This is a genomic window from Bradyrhizobium sp. USDA 4504 (genome assembly GCF_054063995.1).
Window position 1 is genome coordinate 8,572,801 of record NZ_JBSSGV010000001.1, and the last position, 14,905, is coordinate 8,587,705.

The 14,905-nt window shown below is 67.1% G+C and carries 15 protein-coding genes; 9 read left to right on the top strand and 6 right to left on the bottom strand.

Translation table 11 applies throughout. The features are described 5' to 3' along the window. Positions 1 to 13 precede the first annotated feature (13 nt). The 3 genes from hisG to ACVMB1_RS40300 form a co-directional block, all read right to left on the bottom strand. Positions 14 to 991 (bottom strand): ATP phosphoribosyltransferase, encoded by a 978-nt coding sequence (hisG, locus tag ACVMB1_RS40290; protein WP_076825584.1) that lies wholly within the window; start codon positions 989 to 991, stop codon positions 14 to 16. Then, positions 988 to 2,154, bottom strand: a complete 1,167-nt coding sequence (locus ACVMB1_RS40295) for an ATP phosphoribosyltransferase regulatory subunit (RefSeq protein WP_076825593.1) — start codon at positions 2,152 to 2,154, stop codon at positions 988 to 990. Before ACVMB1_RS40295 ends, hisG begins: the two co-directional genes overlap by 4 nt. A gap of 323 nt (positions 2,155 to 2,477) precedes the next feature. Further along, entirely contained in the window at positions 2,478 to 3,254 is a 777-nt protein-coding gene (locus ACVMB1_RS40300) for a 16S rRNA (uracil(1498)-N(3))-methyltransferase (protein WP_076825582.1), read from the bottom strand. A gap of 449 nt (positions 3,255 to 3,703) precedes the next feature. Here ACVMB1_RS40300 and ACVMB1_RS40305 point away from each other — a divergent pair, with 449 nt between their 5' ends. Continuing rightward, positions 3,704 to 4,438, top strand: a complete 735-nt coding sequence (locus tag ACVMB1_RS40305) for a hypothetical protein (RefSeq protein ID WP_057016652.1) — start codon at positions 3,704 to 3,706, stop codon at positions 4,436 to 4,438. Positions 4,439 to 4,448: 10 nt separating this feature from the next. Next, entirely contained in the window at positions 4,449 to 5,381 is a 933-nt protein-coding gene (gene ubiA, locus ACVMB1_RS40310; protein WP_057016651.1) for a 4-hydroxybenzoate octaprenyltransferase, read from the top strand. Between the two features lie 225 nt (positions 5,382 to 5,606). Here ubiA and ACVMB1_RS40315 read toward each other — a convergent pair whose 3' ends face one another. Next, positions 5,607 to 6,131 carry a DUF6101 family protein gene (locus ACVMB1_RS40315; protein ID WP_057016649.1) on the bottom strand — a complete coding sequence of 175 codons (525 nt, stop codon included), beginning with the start codon at positions 6,129 to 6,131 and terminating at the stop codon, positions 5,607 to 5,609. A gap of 274 nt (positions 6,132 to 6,405) precedes the next feature. On the opposite strand from ACVMB1_RS40315, the gene ACVMB1_RS40320 reads away from it, so the two are divergent. From ACVMB1_RS40320 to lpxK, 6 genes are all read left to right on the top strand, one after another. Then, positions 6,406 to 7,794, top strand: coding sequence for a TldD/PmbA family protein (locus tag ACVMB1_RS40320; protein ID WP_076825581.1), 1,389 nt, complete (start codon positions 6,406 to 6,408; stop codon positions 7,792 to 7,794). Continuing rightward, complete coding sequence (locus tag ACVMB1_RS40325; protein WP_076825579.1) at positions 7,781 to 8,590, top strand: 3'(2'),5'-bisphosphate nucleotidase CysQ; 810 nt, start codon at positions 7,781 to 7,783, stop codon at positions 8,588 to 8,590. The genes ACVMB1_RS40320 and ACVMB1_RS40325 overlap by 14 nt, the downstream gene beginning before the upstream one ends. 144 nt (positions 8,591 to 8,734) lie before the next feature. Beyond that, positions 8,735 to 8,983, top strand: coding sequence for a DUF4170 domain-containing protein (locus ACVMB1_RS40330; protein ID WP_016848023.1), 249 nt, complete (start codon positions 8,735 to 8,737; stop codon positions 8,981 to 8,983). Continuing rightward, the gene (locus ACVMB1_RS40335; RefSeq protein WP_050384219.1) at positions 8,980 to 9,693 is read left to right on the top strand and encodes a lysophospholipid acyltransferase family protein; all 714 of its coding nucleotides are present in this window, start codon (positions 8,980 to 8,982) and stop codon (positions 9,691 to 9,693) included. The genes ACVMB1_RS40330 and ACVMB1_RS40335 overlap by 4 nt, the downstream gene beginning before the upstream one ends. Continuing rightward, the gene (locus tag ACVMB1_RS40340) at positions 9,656 to 10,990 is read left to right on the top strand and encodes a 3-deoxy-D-manno-octulosonic acid transferase (RefSeq protein WP_141343023.1); all 1,335 of its coding nucleotides are present in this window, start codon (positions 9,656 to 9,658) and stop codon (positions 10,988 to 10,990) included. The genes ACVMB1_RS40335 and ACVMB1_RS40340 overlap by 38 nt, the downstream gene beginning before the upstream one ends. Then, positions 10,983 to 12,005, top strand: coding sequence for a tetraacyldisaccharide 4'-kinase (gene lpxK, locus ACVMB1_RS40345; protein ID WP_076825575.1), 1,023 nt, complete (start codon positions 10,983 to 10,985; stop codon positions 12,003 to 12,005). Before ACVMB1_RS40340 ends, lpxK begins: the two co-directional genes overlap by 8 nt. Before the next feature lie 14 nt (positions 12,006 to 12,019). Here lpxK and ACVMB1_RS40350 read toward each other — a convergent pair whose 3' ends face one another. Continuing rightward, positions 12,020 to 12,247 (bottom strand): DUF2093 domain-containing protein, encoded by a 228-nt coding sequence (locus ACVMB1_RS40350; protein ID WP_016848019.1) that lies wholly within the window; start codon positions 12,245 to 12,247, stop codon positions 12,020 to 12,022. A gap of 219 nt (positions 12,248 to 12,466) precedes the next feature. Between ACVMB1_RS40350 and ACVMB1_RS40355 the strand changes: the two genes are divergently transcribed. Further along, positions 12,467 to 13,264, top strand: a complete 798-nt coding sequence (locus ACVMB1_RS40355; RefSeq protein ID WP_371852100.1) for a dienelactone hydrolase family protein — start codon at positions 12,467 to 12,469, stop codon at positions 13,262 to 13,264. A 16-nt stretch (positions 13,265 to 13,280) separates the two neighbouring features. On the opposite strand, the gene xseA is transcribed toward ACVMB1_RS40355, so the two are convergent. Further along, complete coding sequence (xseA, locus tag ACVMB1_RS40360; RefSeq protein WP_076825572.1) at positions 13,281 to 14,903, bottom strand: exodeoxyribonuclease VII large subunit; 1,623 nt, start codon at positions 14,901 to 14,903, stop codon at positions 13,281 to 13,283. Positions 14,904 to 14,905 lie beyond the last annotated feature (2 nt).

Consider the following 14,905-nt stretch of genomic DNA (forward strand, 5'->3'; position numbering starts at 1 on the left):
CGGCGTGGCCGCCTCATTGTCGCAGGAACGCCTCGAGCCTGGCGAACAGCGGGTTCTCGCGGTCGAACACATAGTCCAGCGACACCACCGACACGGTTTCGGCGCCGTGCTCGCGCAGGAAGCTGCCGAGCGCGTAGAGCTTGCCCGGTGGGCAGTGCAGCGTAAGCATGCCCGACGAGGTCGGGCCGCCGAACGGGGCGACCACGCCGAAACGGTTATGCGCCTCGGAGAGCAGCGCATCGTTGCAGCCGGCGAAGCGGGTGCGGACCTCGCGATACTTGCTGGCGCGGGCGCGCGCAGCGATATGGTCGAGGATCACGCGCGCGGTCTCGCGGGCGCCCTTCGACCAGTCGGCATCCTTGGACGCCACCAGATTGGCCTGGCTGCGCAGCATGACGCCGTCGTCGAGCACCTTGAGCCCGTTGGCGGCAAGCGTCGCCCCGGTTGTCGTGATATCGACGATCAGTTCGGCGGTTCCGGCGGCGGGCGCGCCCTCGGTGGCGCCGGCGCTTTCGACGATGCGGTAGTCGCCGACGCCGTGTTTGGCAAAGAAGCCGCGCGTCAGATTGATGTATTTGGTCGCCACCCGCATGCGGTGATTGTGCTGCTCGCGGAAGCCGCTTGCGACGTCGTCGAGATCGGCCATGGTGCGGACGTCGATCCAGGCCTGCGGCACCGCGACCACGACATTGGCAAAGCCGAAGCCGAGGCCTTCGATCATCAGCACGCGCTTGTCGGCATCGGGAATGCTCTCGCGCACCAGGTCCTCGCCGGTGACACCGAGATGCACTGAGCCGCGAGCCAGATTGGCCGCGATCTCGCTCGCCGAGAGATAGGCGATCTCGACATTGTCGACGCCGGAGATGGTGCCGCGATAGTCGCGGGCGCCGCCGGCCTTCGACAAGGTCAGCCCGGCGCGGGCGAAGAAGCTTTCGGCGTTTTCCTGCAGCCGCCCCTTGGAGGGCACGGCGACGACGAAGGGCGTGCTCATTGGGCGGCTCCGAAGGAGGTGGCCTGGCCATGCCGGGTCATCGCCTCGATCCAGACCGAGAAGCCGACCGCGGGGATCGGAGCCGCCGAGCCGAGCTGCGTCATCAGCCCGTCATAGCGCCCGCCGGCGACCAGCGGTTCGGCGCCGTTGCCCTTGGCGTGCAGCTCGAACTCGAAGCCGGTGTAATAGTCGAGGCCGCGGCCGAACGCGGTGGAGAACCGGGTCTTTCGGATGTCGATGCCGCGCGCGGCCATGAAGCCGATCCGGCTCTCGAGCTGGTCGATCGCGACTGCAAGGTTCAGCTTGGCGTCGCCAGCCAGCGCGCGCAATTGCGCGACCGCGTCGTCGGGATCGCCCGCAATCGCCAGGAAGCGCTTGATGGTCGCGACCGCATCGCGCGGCAGTGCGCCGCCCTTCAGCGTCGATTGCTCGAGGAAACGGTCGGCGATCTCGGCCACCGTGCGGCCGCCGACATTGGTGGTGCCGGCGATCGACATCAGATCGGTGACCAGCGCCAGCGCCGCCTTGCGGTCGGAGCCGGCCAGCGCGGCGAGCACGCCCTCATATTCGTTGCGGCCCGGCGCGGTCTTGAGCGTCAGCTGCTCGATGTCGTCGGTCAGCGAGACCTTGCGGTTGAAGTCCTTGATCAGCCGGCGCCGCCACACCGGATAGAGGTCGAGCGCATCGATCAGCGCGTTGAACAGCGCGACGTCGCCGGTGCGGATCTCGACGTCCTTCAACCCGAACGCCGTGGTCGCCTCCAGCGCCAGCGCCAGCATCTCGGCGTCGGCCGCGGCGCGGTCCTGCCGCCCGAACGATTCGATGCCGGCCTGCAGGAACTGGCTCGGCGCACCGCCGCGATAGCGGAACACGGGGCCGAGATAGCTGAAGCCGGCCGGCTGGCCGGCGCGGGCGGAGGCGAGGTAGTCGCGCGCCACCGGGATCGTGAGGTCCGGGCGCAGGCAGAGCTCCTCGCCGCTCGGGTCCGTCGTCAGGTACAGGCTCTTGCGGATGTCCTCGCCGGAGAGATCGAGGAACGGCTCGGCCGGCTGCAGGATCGCGGGCTCGGACCTCTGATAGCCGGCCTGCGCGAACGAGGCCAGCAGCGCATCCGCCCAGACGGCGGATCCGGCGGCGGATCGTGGTGCGGCAGCTTCGGTCATCTCGACGTCCAATAGGTCCGGACCAGGTTCCGGCGCGGGTTCCAAGGGTGGTTCGGGGCAGCCCTTACCATGGCCGGATCGGGGTTTCGACAGCGATCGGCCAAGTGGCTTAATGATTGCGTGCGTTAACGATTTTGCGACGGCTTGGCTAGGGGCAGATGTTTGTCCTCGGCTTTCATCGGGTAAGCGAGCTGCAGGTTCCGTCATCCCGGCGCAAAGGCTTCGCCTTTGTCGCTGGAGGCGCGAGCGCAGCGAGCCTCGAAGGATCGACGGCCACCAGCCGGGCCGTGCATCCTTCGAGGCTCGCCGAAGAGGCTCGCACCTCAGGTTGACGGGGAGGGAGTGTGTGGCCCATTTCCTCGCCAGTCCCCCAGTGCCGCCTGTACCAGCGCCAGCGCGGCGACCGCGGCGGTGTCGGCGCGCAGGATGCGCGGGCCGAGGGCGAGGCGGAGGATGGCGGGCTGGCGCAGCAGCAGCGCGCGCTCCTCCTCGGCAAAGCCGCCTTCCGGACCGATCAGGACATCGATCCCGGCATTCGCAGCCGTTGCCGCCGCCAGCGCCTGCACCGGGCTTTCGACCTCGGCCGCCTCGTCGCAGAACACCAGCAGCCGCGCCGGATCGCGGCCCGCCAGGAAACGTTCGAGGGGCAGGGGATCGGCGACTTCGGCGAGCGAGATGATCCCGCATTGCTCGGCGGCCTCGACCGCATTGGCGCGCATCCGCTCGCCGTTGACCCGCGACACCTGGGTGAAGCGTGTCAGCACCGGCACCAGCCGCGCGGCGCCCATCTCGACCGCCTTCTGCACCATGTAGTCGAGCCGCGCATGCTTCAGCGGCGCGAACACATAGGTGACGTCGGGCAGCCGGTCCTGCGCGCGGGTCTGTGCCGCGACCGTCAGCATGTCGGCCCGCTTGCGGCCGGAAATCTCGGCGCGCCATTCGCCGTCACGCCCGTTGAACACCAGCACGCTGTCGCCGGCGCCGAGCCGCAGCACGTTGCCGAGATAGTTGCTCTGATCGCGTTCGAGCGGAACGGTTGCGCCGGCGCCGAGCGGGGCGTCGACAAACAGGCGGGGGCTGCGGAAATCGAGTTCAGGCATATCCGAGGCGGCTTCAGTGCGGTGTGGCCAGTTTACCAAACTGCGCGACACCGTAATCCCGCGGACTCCTCAGGAACTCGCCAGCCAGGCAATATTGAGCGTCGATATATTGCTTCTGTCACCAAGTCATTTCTTTAGTCCAAGGGGCCGCTTGCACGCGGTCCCTTTTGCTGTTCGGTCGCCCGCGGCGTCGGCCCATGAATCCAAACCGGGGCCTTACCGAAAATCCTGTTCAGGCAAATTTGATGGTCCATTTTACCGCCGTTCGTAGCCTAAAGGCTTAGAATCGGGGAACAATTTAATATGGCCGGTGTGGCCCTACGCCGCGCTGTCGCCCAAATCCACGGGTTGTTAAGGCCTCACAGGAATCGTAAAACGCCCCCAAAATTCGTTGCTTCGTTTTTGTTGCGCTGGGGTTGCCTGGACCTTTTGCCGGAGAAACACCCTCGATGATCCGCCGTCTGATCGTGCTGACCGTTGCTGCGACCGCCCTGTCCGCGGGGCAAGCTGCTGCCCAGAGCGCTTTTCCGGCCCCGTTGCCCAATCAGGCCGGTAAGGCCGGCACCGCGTCCGACCCCGCGTTTCCGCCGGTCAATGGCATGCGTCCAAGCCAGGCCGGAACCGCCTCGGATTCCGCATTCCCGCCGGTCAACGGCGCGCCGGCGGCCAGGGTCGGTGCCACGCCGTCGGCATTTCCGAGCAGTGGCGCGGCCCCCATCGCCGGCGGCGGGCTGTCGTCGCCGCCCCCGCCGGGTGCGGGTGGTGGTGGTGCCGCCGACGCCTGCATGAAGAATTTCACGCCGCTGCGCGAGGATGCGGAGAAGCGCGGCAAGGCGATCAAGGCGGCGAGCGATCGCCACGCCAGCCCCCAGGAGGCCTGCAAGCTGATCGGCAATTACAGCCAGGCCGAGATCAAGATGATTAAATATGTCGACACCAACGCACAGAAGTGCGGAATTCCGCCGCAGATCGCCGACCAGCTCAAGGCCGGACACAAGAATACCGAAGCGCTGCTGAAGAAGGTCTGCAATGTCGCGGAGCAGGCGGCGGCGCAGCCGCGTGGGCCAGCGGGGCCGAGCTTGAGCGACGTACTCGGTTCGTCCGCCTCGCTGCCGGAAGCGACGCCGACCAAGAAGGGCGGCAGCACCTTCGATACGCTGAACGGCAACGTCCTCACCCGTTGAGGGATCACCCATGAGCGATGTCTCCACCCGCGTTGCCGACTCCACAGGCAACTGGGTGGATACCCATGCGCCGGTCTGGACGCGGCCCTATCTGCGGCTTGCGCGCTACGACCGGCCGATCGGCTCCTGGCTGCTGTTGATGCCGTGCTGGTGGTCGGCGGCGCTCGCCGCCGGCGTCGCGCATGATGTGCGTTCGCTGCCGCTCGTGGTCCTGCTGTTCTTCATCGGCGCCTTTGTGATGCGCGGTGCCGGCTGCACCTGGAACGACATCACCGATCGCGATCTCGACGCCAAGGTCGAACGCACGCGGTCGCGGCCGATCCCGGCCGGGCAGGTCACGGTGACGCAGGCGGTGGTCTTCATGGTCCTGCAGGCGCTGATCGGGCTTCTCGTGCTGCTGCAGTTCAACCGCTTCGCGGTGATGACCGGCATCGCCTCGCTTCTGATCGTCGCGATCTACCCGTTCATGAAGCGGATCACCTGGTGGCCGCAGGTCGTGCTCGGCCTTGCCTTCTCCTATGGCGCGCTGATGGGATTTGCGGTGACGCTCGAGCGCATCGATCTGGCCGCGATTGCGCTCTACGCCGGATCGATCGCCTGGGTGATCGCCTACGACACCATCTACGCCCATCAGGACGCCGAGGATGATGCGCTGATCGGCGTCAAATCCACCGCGCGCCTGTTCGGTGCACGCACCCATCGTGCGCTCGTGATCTTCTATGGTCTCGCCGTGCTCTTGATCGGCGTGGCGTTCGCACTCGCAGGGGCGCGCTGGCCGGCCTGGATCGGGCTGGCGGCGTTTGCGTTGCATCTCGCCTGGCAGGTCCGGCGGCTCGACATCAGCGATGGCGCGCTCTGCCTGCGCATCTTCAAGTCCAACCGCGACGCCGGCTTGATCCTGTTCGCGAGCCTCGTCGTCGACGCGGTGCTGCGCGCGGCGTGATGACTTCGCAGGATGGGCGGAGCGAAGCGTACAAACCCATGATTCGGCGGCCGCGCCACAAACTCGCCGTCGTCCCGGCGAAGGCCGGGACCCATAACCACCAATGCTTCTTGTTGTGCGACGCTGGAACGACGAGTCCCGTCAACGACATCTGCTGCGGCGTATGGGTCCCGGCCTTCGCCGGGACGACACCGATTGTGAGGCAAATGGAGCGAGACGGTCAGATTAATCCCGCGCGATGATCTCGCGTTCGCCGCGATGTATGCTGGTGCCGTTGAGGCTGACACCGGCGCGGCGGCGGACCAGGAATTTGGGTCTCCGCGCGCGGATCGCGTTGCGGCGACGGCGGCGCGGCGAGGGCGTCCGCGGCGCCGGCTCGGTCAGTTGCGGGAGACGGAAGATGTCGCTCCACATCTGCCAGGCGGAGCTGATCTCCTCGGCGTCAGAACTGGAGCCGAGCGGAACGCTGAGCGCGGGATCGCGGTGAACCAGCACCAGCATCTGCGCGTCGTCGATGCCGCGCACCGCGACGCCGAGAAAGTCGCTGACGCGAACATTGACCGCCATCCGCATGCCGAGAACGGCACGGCGCAGCACGACGTGTTCGCGATGAAGCTCGACCTGCCGCATGCCGCCATCCGCGCGCGCGTCCTGCGCGTGGAAGCTGAGCGGAAGGGAAAGTGGGTCGAGCCGCAACGCGCAGCTCGACCCGGCGGAATTGATTCCGCTTGTTGGTGTTTGACGCCTCAAAGCTCTGTCTCCCCGCCGGGATTTTGTTCCCGGTCGTTGGGTGAGAGCCTAGCCGAGCGATGTCCGTTCCCCCTTAAAAAGCCTGGTTAACCCCTCCTCACCTCGTGCCATGATTGACAAGAGGTTGGCCCGCATGATTGACGAAGCCTTGCCCCGATCACTCAAATCTTTGTTGCCTGCCGGCGCAAAGTGCTTGAAATCCCTGTGAAACCGGCACATCTGGTGGGTCTGTCGACCTCGTTCCGGGCCCCCCTCAATCCGCAGGAATTCGTTCGTGAACTCTTCACCATCTGCATCGCGACACGGCGATAGCTCCGATCTGTTCGACCAATCGGGCCTGAGCGACCTTGCGCAGCGCCTGGTCGATGCCGCCAGGCGCGCGGGCGCCGATGCGGCCGATGCCATCGCGGTGCGCGGCGTCTCGCAGGGCGTCGAGGTGCGCGACGGCCGCGTCGAGGAAACCGAGCGCTCCGAAGGCGATGACGTCGGCCTGCGGGTGTTCGTCGGCCACCGCCAGGCGGTGGTGTCGACCAATGACGTCAGCGGCGACGGGGTCGCCAAGCTTGCCGAGCGTGCCGTCGCGATGGCGCGCGTGGCGCCGGACGACAAATATGTCGGTCTCGCCGATCCGGCGCTCCACGCCCACGATTTCCCCGACCTCGATCTGCTCGATCGCAAGGTTCCGAGCACGGCCGAACTCGAGCAGCGCGCGATCGAAGCGGAGGCCGCGGCGCTCGCGGTCAAGGGTGTCACCAAGTCCGGCGGCGCGTCGGTCTCGACCGGGATCGGCGGCATGGTGCTGGTGACGTCGACCGGCTTCCACGGTTCTTATCTGCGCTCCAGCCACGGCATCTCGACGACGGCGATTTCCGGTGAGGGCACCGGCATGGAGCGCGACTACGATTTCACCAGCGCGCCGCATGCCTCCGATCTCGATTCACCTGCTTCCGTTGGCCGCAAGGCCGGCGAGCGCGCGGTGGCGCGGGGCAATCCGCGCAAGGTCGAGACCTGCAAGGTGCCGGTGGTGTTCGATCCGCGGGTCGCCGGCTCGATCGTCGGCCATCTCGTCGGCGCCATCAACGGCGCCTCGATCGCGCGCAAGACCAGCTTCCTGAAGGACAAGCTCGGCGAGCAACTGTTCTCGAAAGATATCCGCATCATCGACGATCCGTTGCGGGTGCGCGGCCTGCGCTCGCAGACCTTCGACGCCGAGGGCGTCAGGGTGAAGAAGACCGCGCTGATCGATGCGGGCGTGCTCACCACCTGGGTGATGGATTCGGCGACCGCGCGAGAGCTCGGGCTTGTTACGACCGGTCATGCGCATCGCGGCGTGTCGTCCTCGCCGTCTCCCGGAACGTATAATCTGCATCTCGAGCCGGGTGCGGTGACGCCGAAGGAGCTGATCTCCGACATCAAGCAGGGCTTCTATGTCACCGACCTGATCGGCTCCGGCGTCAACGGCGTGACCGGCGATTACAGCCGCGGCGCGTCCGGCTTCTGGATCGAGAACGGCGAGATCACCTATCCGGTCAGCGAAGTGACCATCGCCGGCCATCTGCTGCCGATGTTCAAGTCGCTGGTCGCCGCCAACGATCTGGAATTCCGCTACGGCGTCAATTCGCCGACGCTGCGCATCGAGGGCCTGACGCTTGGCGGACGCTGATACGGACGACTGGACCAAGGCGCGCGATGCCGCCTTGCTGACCAGATCGGTGCAGGAAGCGGGCCGGCTCGCATCGTCACTGTTCCGCACCGAATTGAAGAACTGGATCAAGGGCGCGTCCTCGCCGGTCTCCGAGGCCGACATCGCGGTCAACGACCTGTTGGAGCAGCAGCTGCGTTCGGCAACGCCCGGCTATGGCTGGCTGTCGGAAGAGAGCGCCGACAACGACACCCGCCTCGGCAGGCGCTTCACCTGGATCGTCGATCCGATCGACGGCACCCGCGCCTATCTCGCCGGCCGCGAGGACTGGTGCGTCAGTGTGGCGCTGGTTGAAAATGCATCTCCGGTGCTCGCGGCGGTGTATGCGCCGGTCAGCGAGGAATTCTTCTTCGCCGCCCGTGGACAGGGCGCCACCCTGAACGACGGCGCGGTGCATGCAACCGCAGGCACCGATTTCAACTTTCCGCGGATGGCGGGACCGAAGCCGCTGGTGCAGCGGCTCAGCCCGACGCCGGACGAGATCACGCTCTATCCGCGCATCGGATCGCTGGCGCTGCGGTTGTGCCGTGTAGCACAAGGTCGACTTGACGCGGCCTTTGCGGGCGGGCAAAGCCGCGACTGGGATCTTGTCGCCGCGAATTTGATCGTGCAGGAAGCGGGTGGTAAGATGACCGCGCTCTCGGGGGACGCGATTGAGTACAATCGCCGGGAGGTGACGCATGGGGTGCTGGTGGCAGCAGGACGCGAACGTCATGCACGCATTGTCGAGCATTTTCGCAGCCGTCCTTTGCCGTGAGGCCTCGCCGATCCACGCCGCTTTCCGATTGTGACGACCAGACCTGTTGCGACAGCCTTGTGACGACTAGCCTTGTGACGACCAGACCTGTGACGACCACGACTTCATTTGTTTGCCGGGCATCTCGTTAGGAAAAGCACCATCATGTCAGACAATGCCCAGCCCCAGCTGCTTCACCTCGTGATCGGCGGCGAGTTGACCGATCTCGAGCACAACACCTTCAAGAATCTGGACGAAGTCGAGATCGTCGGCGTCTACCCGAACTATGCGACCGCCTATGCGGCCTGGAAGGCGAAGGCGCAGCAGACCGTGGACAACGCCCAGATGCGCTACTTCGTCGTTCACCTCCACCGGTTGCTCGATCCTGAGCAGGACACAAAGCATTCCCATTGAAACGACTTTTTCGCGATCTGCTGCGCAGCGGCTTCGTGCAGCGCGCGCTGGGTGTGCTTGCGGCCGAGTATCTGCGGCTGGTGTGGTACACCAACCGCTTCAGCTACCAGCCGCATGACGTGTACGGGATCGTCGAGCCCCTGATGCCGGCGATCTTCGTGTTCTGGCACGGCCAGCACTTCATGACGCCGTTCATCAAGACCAAGGAGAGCTACCGTGCCAAGGTCCTGATCTCCCGCCACCGCGACGGCGAGTTCAACGCCCTCGCGGTGGAGCGGCTCGGCATCGGCACCATCAGAGGTTCCGGCGATCATTCCGGCGCGTTCCATCGCAAGGGCGGCGTCGGCGCCTTCCTGGAGATGGTTCGGGCGCTGGAAGACGGCTGCAACATGGCCACCACCGCCGACGTGCCGAAGCGGGCGCGGGTGGCGGGCCTCGGGGCCATTATGCTGGCGCGGGAGACCGGCCGGCCGATCATCCCCTTTGCGATGGTCACCAGCCGATTCATCCGGTTGAAAAACTGGGATTCGACCACCATCAATTTGCCATTCGGGCGCGGCGCAGTGGTAGGTATTGAGCCGGTCTATGTGCCGCCGGATGCCGACGCCGCGACGATGGAAAAGCTTCGGCAGCACGTGGAGGAACTTCTCAACGAAGCGACCCGACGTGCCTATGCAGCGGTCGGGCGGCCGGAGGCCGCGCTTGGCTAGCTCGCTACCGATGACGTTGCGTGTGTACCGCAAGCTGTCGTCCGCGATGGTGCCGCTCGCGCCTGCCCTGATCAAGCGGCGGCTCAAGCTCGGCAAGGAAGATCCCGAACGTGTCGGCGAGCGGCGCGGCGTGAGCGCCGATACCAGGCCGCAGGGCCCGCTGGTATGGATTCACGGCGCCAGCGTCGGCGAGGTGCTGGCAGCGGCCGGCCTGATCGAGCGGCTGCGCGCGCTCAATTTGCGCATCCTGCTCACCTCGGGCACGGTGACCTCGGCCGCGATCGTCGCCAAGCGCTTCCCGCCCGACGTCATCCATCAATACGTGCCGTACGACTCGCCGCGTTATGTGACGCGCTTCCTCGATCACTGGCATCCGTCGCTGGCGCTGTTCATCGAATCCGATTTGTGGCCGAATCTGATCCTGTCGAGCGCCGCGCGGCGGCTGCCGATGGTGCTGATCAATGGGCGAATGTCGCAGCGCTCTTTCCCGCGCTGGCGCCGGGTCTCCAACACCATCGGCGCGTTGCTCGGCCGGTTCGACATCTGCCTCGCGCAGTCGAACACCGACGCCGAACGCTTTGTCGCGCTCGGCAGCCACAACGTCGTCGTCACCGGCAACCTCAAGCTCGACGTCGCGGCGCCGCCGGCCGATCCGGCCAAGCTGGAGCGGTTGATGTCGGTGACCCGCGGCCGCGCCATCGTGGTTGCGGCGTCGACCCATCCCGGCGAGGAAGAGATCCTGATCGAGGCGCACAAGTCGCTCGCGGGATTCTTCCCCGGCCTGCTCACAGTCATCGTGCCGCGGCATGCCGCGCGCGGCGAGGCGGTGGCGCGGCTGGTGACGGAGGCCGGCCTGCGCCCCGGCCTGCGCTCGCATGAGGATCTGCCGGTCGCGACAACAGATATCTACGTCGCCGATACGATGGGCGAGCTCGGCCTGTTCTATCGCCTCGCGCCGATCGTGTTCATGGGCGGCTCGCTGGTTGCGCATGGCGGCCAGAATCCGATCGAGGCGATCAAGCTTGGCGCGGCGATCGTGCACGGCCCGCACGTGTTCAACTTCACCGATGTCTATGAGGCGCTCGATCGCGCCGGCGGCGCGCGCCGCGCCGATGATCGGGAAGCGCTGGTCAAGCAGCTCGGCCAGTTCCTTGCGGATTCCACAGCCCGCGACACTTCGCTGGCGGCCTCCGAGCGCGTCGTCGAACAGCTCGGTGGCGCGCTGGAGCGCACGGTGACCGCTCTCGAGCCCTATCTGTTGCAGTTGCGGCTCGAGATGGGAGCCGCCAATGCGTGAGCCGGCCTTCTGGCACCGGCCGTCGTCTTGCCTATCGCAACTGCTCCAACCGCTCGCCGCGCTTTACGGCGCGGTCGCCGCACGGCGGATGCGGCAATCCGGCGTCGATGCCGGCATTCCCGTGGTGTGCGTCGGCAATTACCATGTCGGCGGCGCCGGCAAGACGCCGACGGTGCTGGCGCTGGCAAGATTGCTGCGTGAGCTCGACGAGCGGCCGGTGGTGCTCAGCCGCGGCTATGGCGGCAGGCTCGCTGGCCCGGTCAAGGTCGATCGCGACAGCCACACGGCGGCCGATGTCGGCGACGAGCCGCTGATGATGGCGACGAGCTTGCCGGTCGTGGTGTCGCGCGACCGTGCCGCGGGCCTGGCGCTGGCGCGCGCGCAGGATGCCAGCGTGATCCTGATGGATGACGGCTTCCAGAATCCGAGCGTGCTCAAGGATGTCTGCCTGATCGTGATCGACGGCACGCGCGGCGTCGGCAACGGCCGTGTGATTCCTGCGGGACCGCTGCGCGCGCCGCTGGTGCCGCAGCTGCAACGGACCGACGCGCTGATCGTGGTCGGCGAGGGGAGCGCGGCGCAAAGGATTGCGGCCGATCTCGCGTCCCGCGGCAAGCCGGTGCTGTCGGCGCATCTGAAGCCGGAGCAGGCTTCGCTGGCGGCGCTGAACGGAACACGTGCGCTCGCCTTTGCCGGCATCGGCGATCCCGCGCGCTTCTTCAACACGTTGCGCTCAAGCGGCGTCGACGTCGTGCGCAGCAAGGCTTTCGCCGATCATCACGCCTTCACGAAGGAGGAGATCGAAGCGCTCGTTGCCGACGCGCGTCGCGAGGGACTGACGCTGGTGACGACGGAAAAGGATCTCGCGCGGTTGCGTGGTCCGGACGGGATGCCGGCATGGGCACAGGCGATCGTGCCGTTTGCGGTGACGCTGCAATTCGATGATGGCGACGCGCTGCGGCGCCTGGTGGCCGATCAGCTGTTCAGGGCGCGGGACAGGAGACGCTCCAAATGAACCCGGCCTTGAGCCTAGGCCTGCGGCTTGAGGACGCCAGGATGGTGGCGCTGCAGCACGGCGGTCGGGGTGGCGTAGGCTTCTTGCAGATCGACGCTCCAGTACTTCAGCTCGTCGAGCGGAATCCGGACGTCGGTGATGGCACAACGCACAAAGGTGCCGGGCGAGATCACGCGGAAATCGCCGTCGAGATATTGCACCTGCGCTTCGCCATGGCCCGAGGGACCGAACTTGTTCAGCACGATTGAGCTCTCCGCCTTGCCTCCAATGAGGCCATCTGGATGTCGATGAAACCGTCTATCACAGATAGGGTGTCATGTCCGCCCGTTAAACCACCGACTTGTGATGATTTGGCGGCGGAGGCGCATGGTAGCCTTGTAGGTGTGGTCCGCTGTGTTTGCAGCGCCATAACGAGCCGGCCGGATCGGATGCGCCTCACGTCAGTTTTCATGTGCCTCGCCATGCTTGCCGTGCCGGCCGCGGCCGCGGCGCCGCTCCCGGACCCGCATCAGGTCGAGATCCCCGAAGGCAACGTCACGCTGCACGCGCAGCTCTACCGGCCCGATGGCGACGGCCCGTTCCCGACCGTCATCGCGCTGCATGGCTGCGGCGGTCTCGCCGGCCGGTCCGAGCCGGTGCTGCCGCGCTATCGCGACTGGGCCGAGCAATTGCTGACGACCGGCCATGCGGTGCTGCTGCCGGACAGCTACGGCTCGCGCGAGCTTGGTCCGCAGTGTCGCATCAAAGAGCATCAGGTCCAGACCCGCCGTGCGCGGGTCGCCGACATCAACGCGGCGCGGCAGTGGCTGGTGCAGCAGAAATGGGTGGCGAAGCGCCGCATCAGCCTGATCGGCTGGGGCAACGGCGCCGCCGCCCTGCTGTGGGCGGTGCGGCCGCAGGTGTGGTCGCGCAACGTCGAGCCGGATTTTCGCTCGGCGGTCGCGTTCTATCCGGATTGCCGCGCCTCGTTCGGCCTCGGCTGGAGCGCGCGGGTGCCGACGCTGGTGCTGATCGGCGCGCGCGACGACGTGACATCGTCATCGGCCTGCCACCAGATGGTCGACGGCGCCCGCGGCCGCAGCGCGCTGGCGCGGATCGTGGTCTATCCCGAGGCCTATCACGACTTCGACCGGCCCAACCTGCCGCTGCACGCGGTCGCGGCCTCCGATGCCGAGATCGCCGAGCGCGGTCACGTCGGCACCGATACCGGCGCGCGCAAGGATGCGCAAAAGCAAGTCGCCGAGTGGCTGTCGCGCTAAGACAGCTGTTGCCGGGCTAGAACAGACTACCCTGATCGACCGGCTTGGTGACGCGCTTCGGCGCTGCCGGTTTCGCCTCGCGCGGCTGAGGCTTCGGCTGGCTCTCGGGCGCCACCGTCGCCGGGGGCTGATCGGCGTTCGCGGTGGCGGCGACGCGGCCATCGGCGAATTCGATCGACAGGCCGGCGTTCGGGCCGACCGCCGCGGCGGAGTGCAGGGCGTGGCCGTGCGCGTCGCGCACCAGCGCGAAGCCGCGCGCCAGCACGCCGCGATAGGACAGCGCCGACAACAGCTGGCCGCTATGGGCGACGCGCGCCTCGAGCCGCTGCATCGTCGTCACCAATGCGCGGCGGGCGCGCTCGGCCAGGCGGTGGGTGCGCTCGAGGTCGCGGGCGATGGCGTTGCGCTGGGCCTTGGCGTTGGCGAGCTTCGAGGCCTTGAGCCGGATCTCGAGCCCGCTGAAGCGCTCGCGGCGGCGATGCAGCAGCGCGCGCGCCGATAGCGTGATGCGCTCGCCGGATGCGGTGAGCCGCTGCCGCGCATGCGCGATCTGGCCGCGCAGCACGCCGATGGTGAGGCGCGAACTGCTGGCGGCAAAGCGGCGGAAATGCGCGTGCGTATTGGCCTTCAGCCCGCGCGGCAAACCTGCTGCGAGATGATCGAGCCGTTGCCGCGGGATCGCCAGCAGTTCGTGCGCCGCCGGCAGCGCCCGCGCCGCGGCGCGCAGCTCGTTGCGGCGCGCCTCCTGGGCACGCTGCCAGCACACCATGGTGCGGCGGGCGAGCGCCGCGACCTCGACGAACAGCTCGCTGCGCACCGGCACCGCCATCTCGGCGGCGGCGGTCGGCGTCGGCGCGCGCTTGTCGGCGACGAAGTCGATCAGCGTGATGTCGGTCTCATGGCCCACCGCCGAGATCAGCGGGATATGGCTCTCCGCCGCGGCGCGGACCACGATCTCCTCGTTGAACGACCAGAGGTCCTCCAGCGAGCCGCCGCCGCGCGCGACGATCAAGAGATCGGGCCGTGGAATCTTGCCGCCCTCCGGCAGCGCGTTGAAACCGCGGATCGCGGCCGCCACCTGTTCGGCCGAGCCGTCGCCCTGCACCTTGACCGGCCAGACCAGCACGCGGCGGGGAAAGCGGTCCTCCAGCCGGTGCAGGATGTCGCGGATCACAGCGCCGGTCGGCGAGGTGACGACGCCGATCACCTCGGGCAGCCAGGGCAAAAGCTGCTTGCGGGCCTCGTCGAACAGGCCCTCGGCCGCGAGCTTCTTCTTGCGCTCCTCCATCAGCGCCATCAGCGCGCCGACGCCGGCAGGCTCCAGCGAATCGATGACGATCTGGTACTTCGAGGAGTTCGGATAGGTGGTCAGCTTGCCGGTGGCGATGACCTCGAGGCCCTCCTGCGGCTTGAAGCGCATCCGGGCATGGGCGAACTTCCAGATCACCGCCTCGATCTTGGCGCTCTCGTCCTTCAGGGCGAAATAGCAGTGGCCGGAGGAATGCGGGCCGCGAAAGCCCGAAATCTCGCCGCGGACACGGACATGGCCGAAGCGGTCCTCCACCGTCCGCTTCAGGGCCGAAGAGAGTTCCGAGACGGTGAATTCGGGCGCGTTGACGAGATTCGGAGCAGCGGTCATCT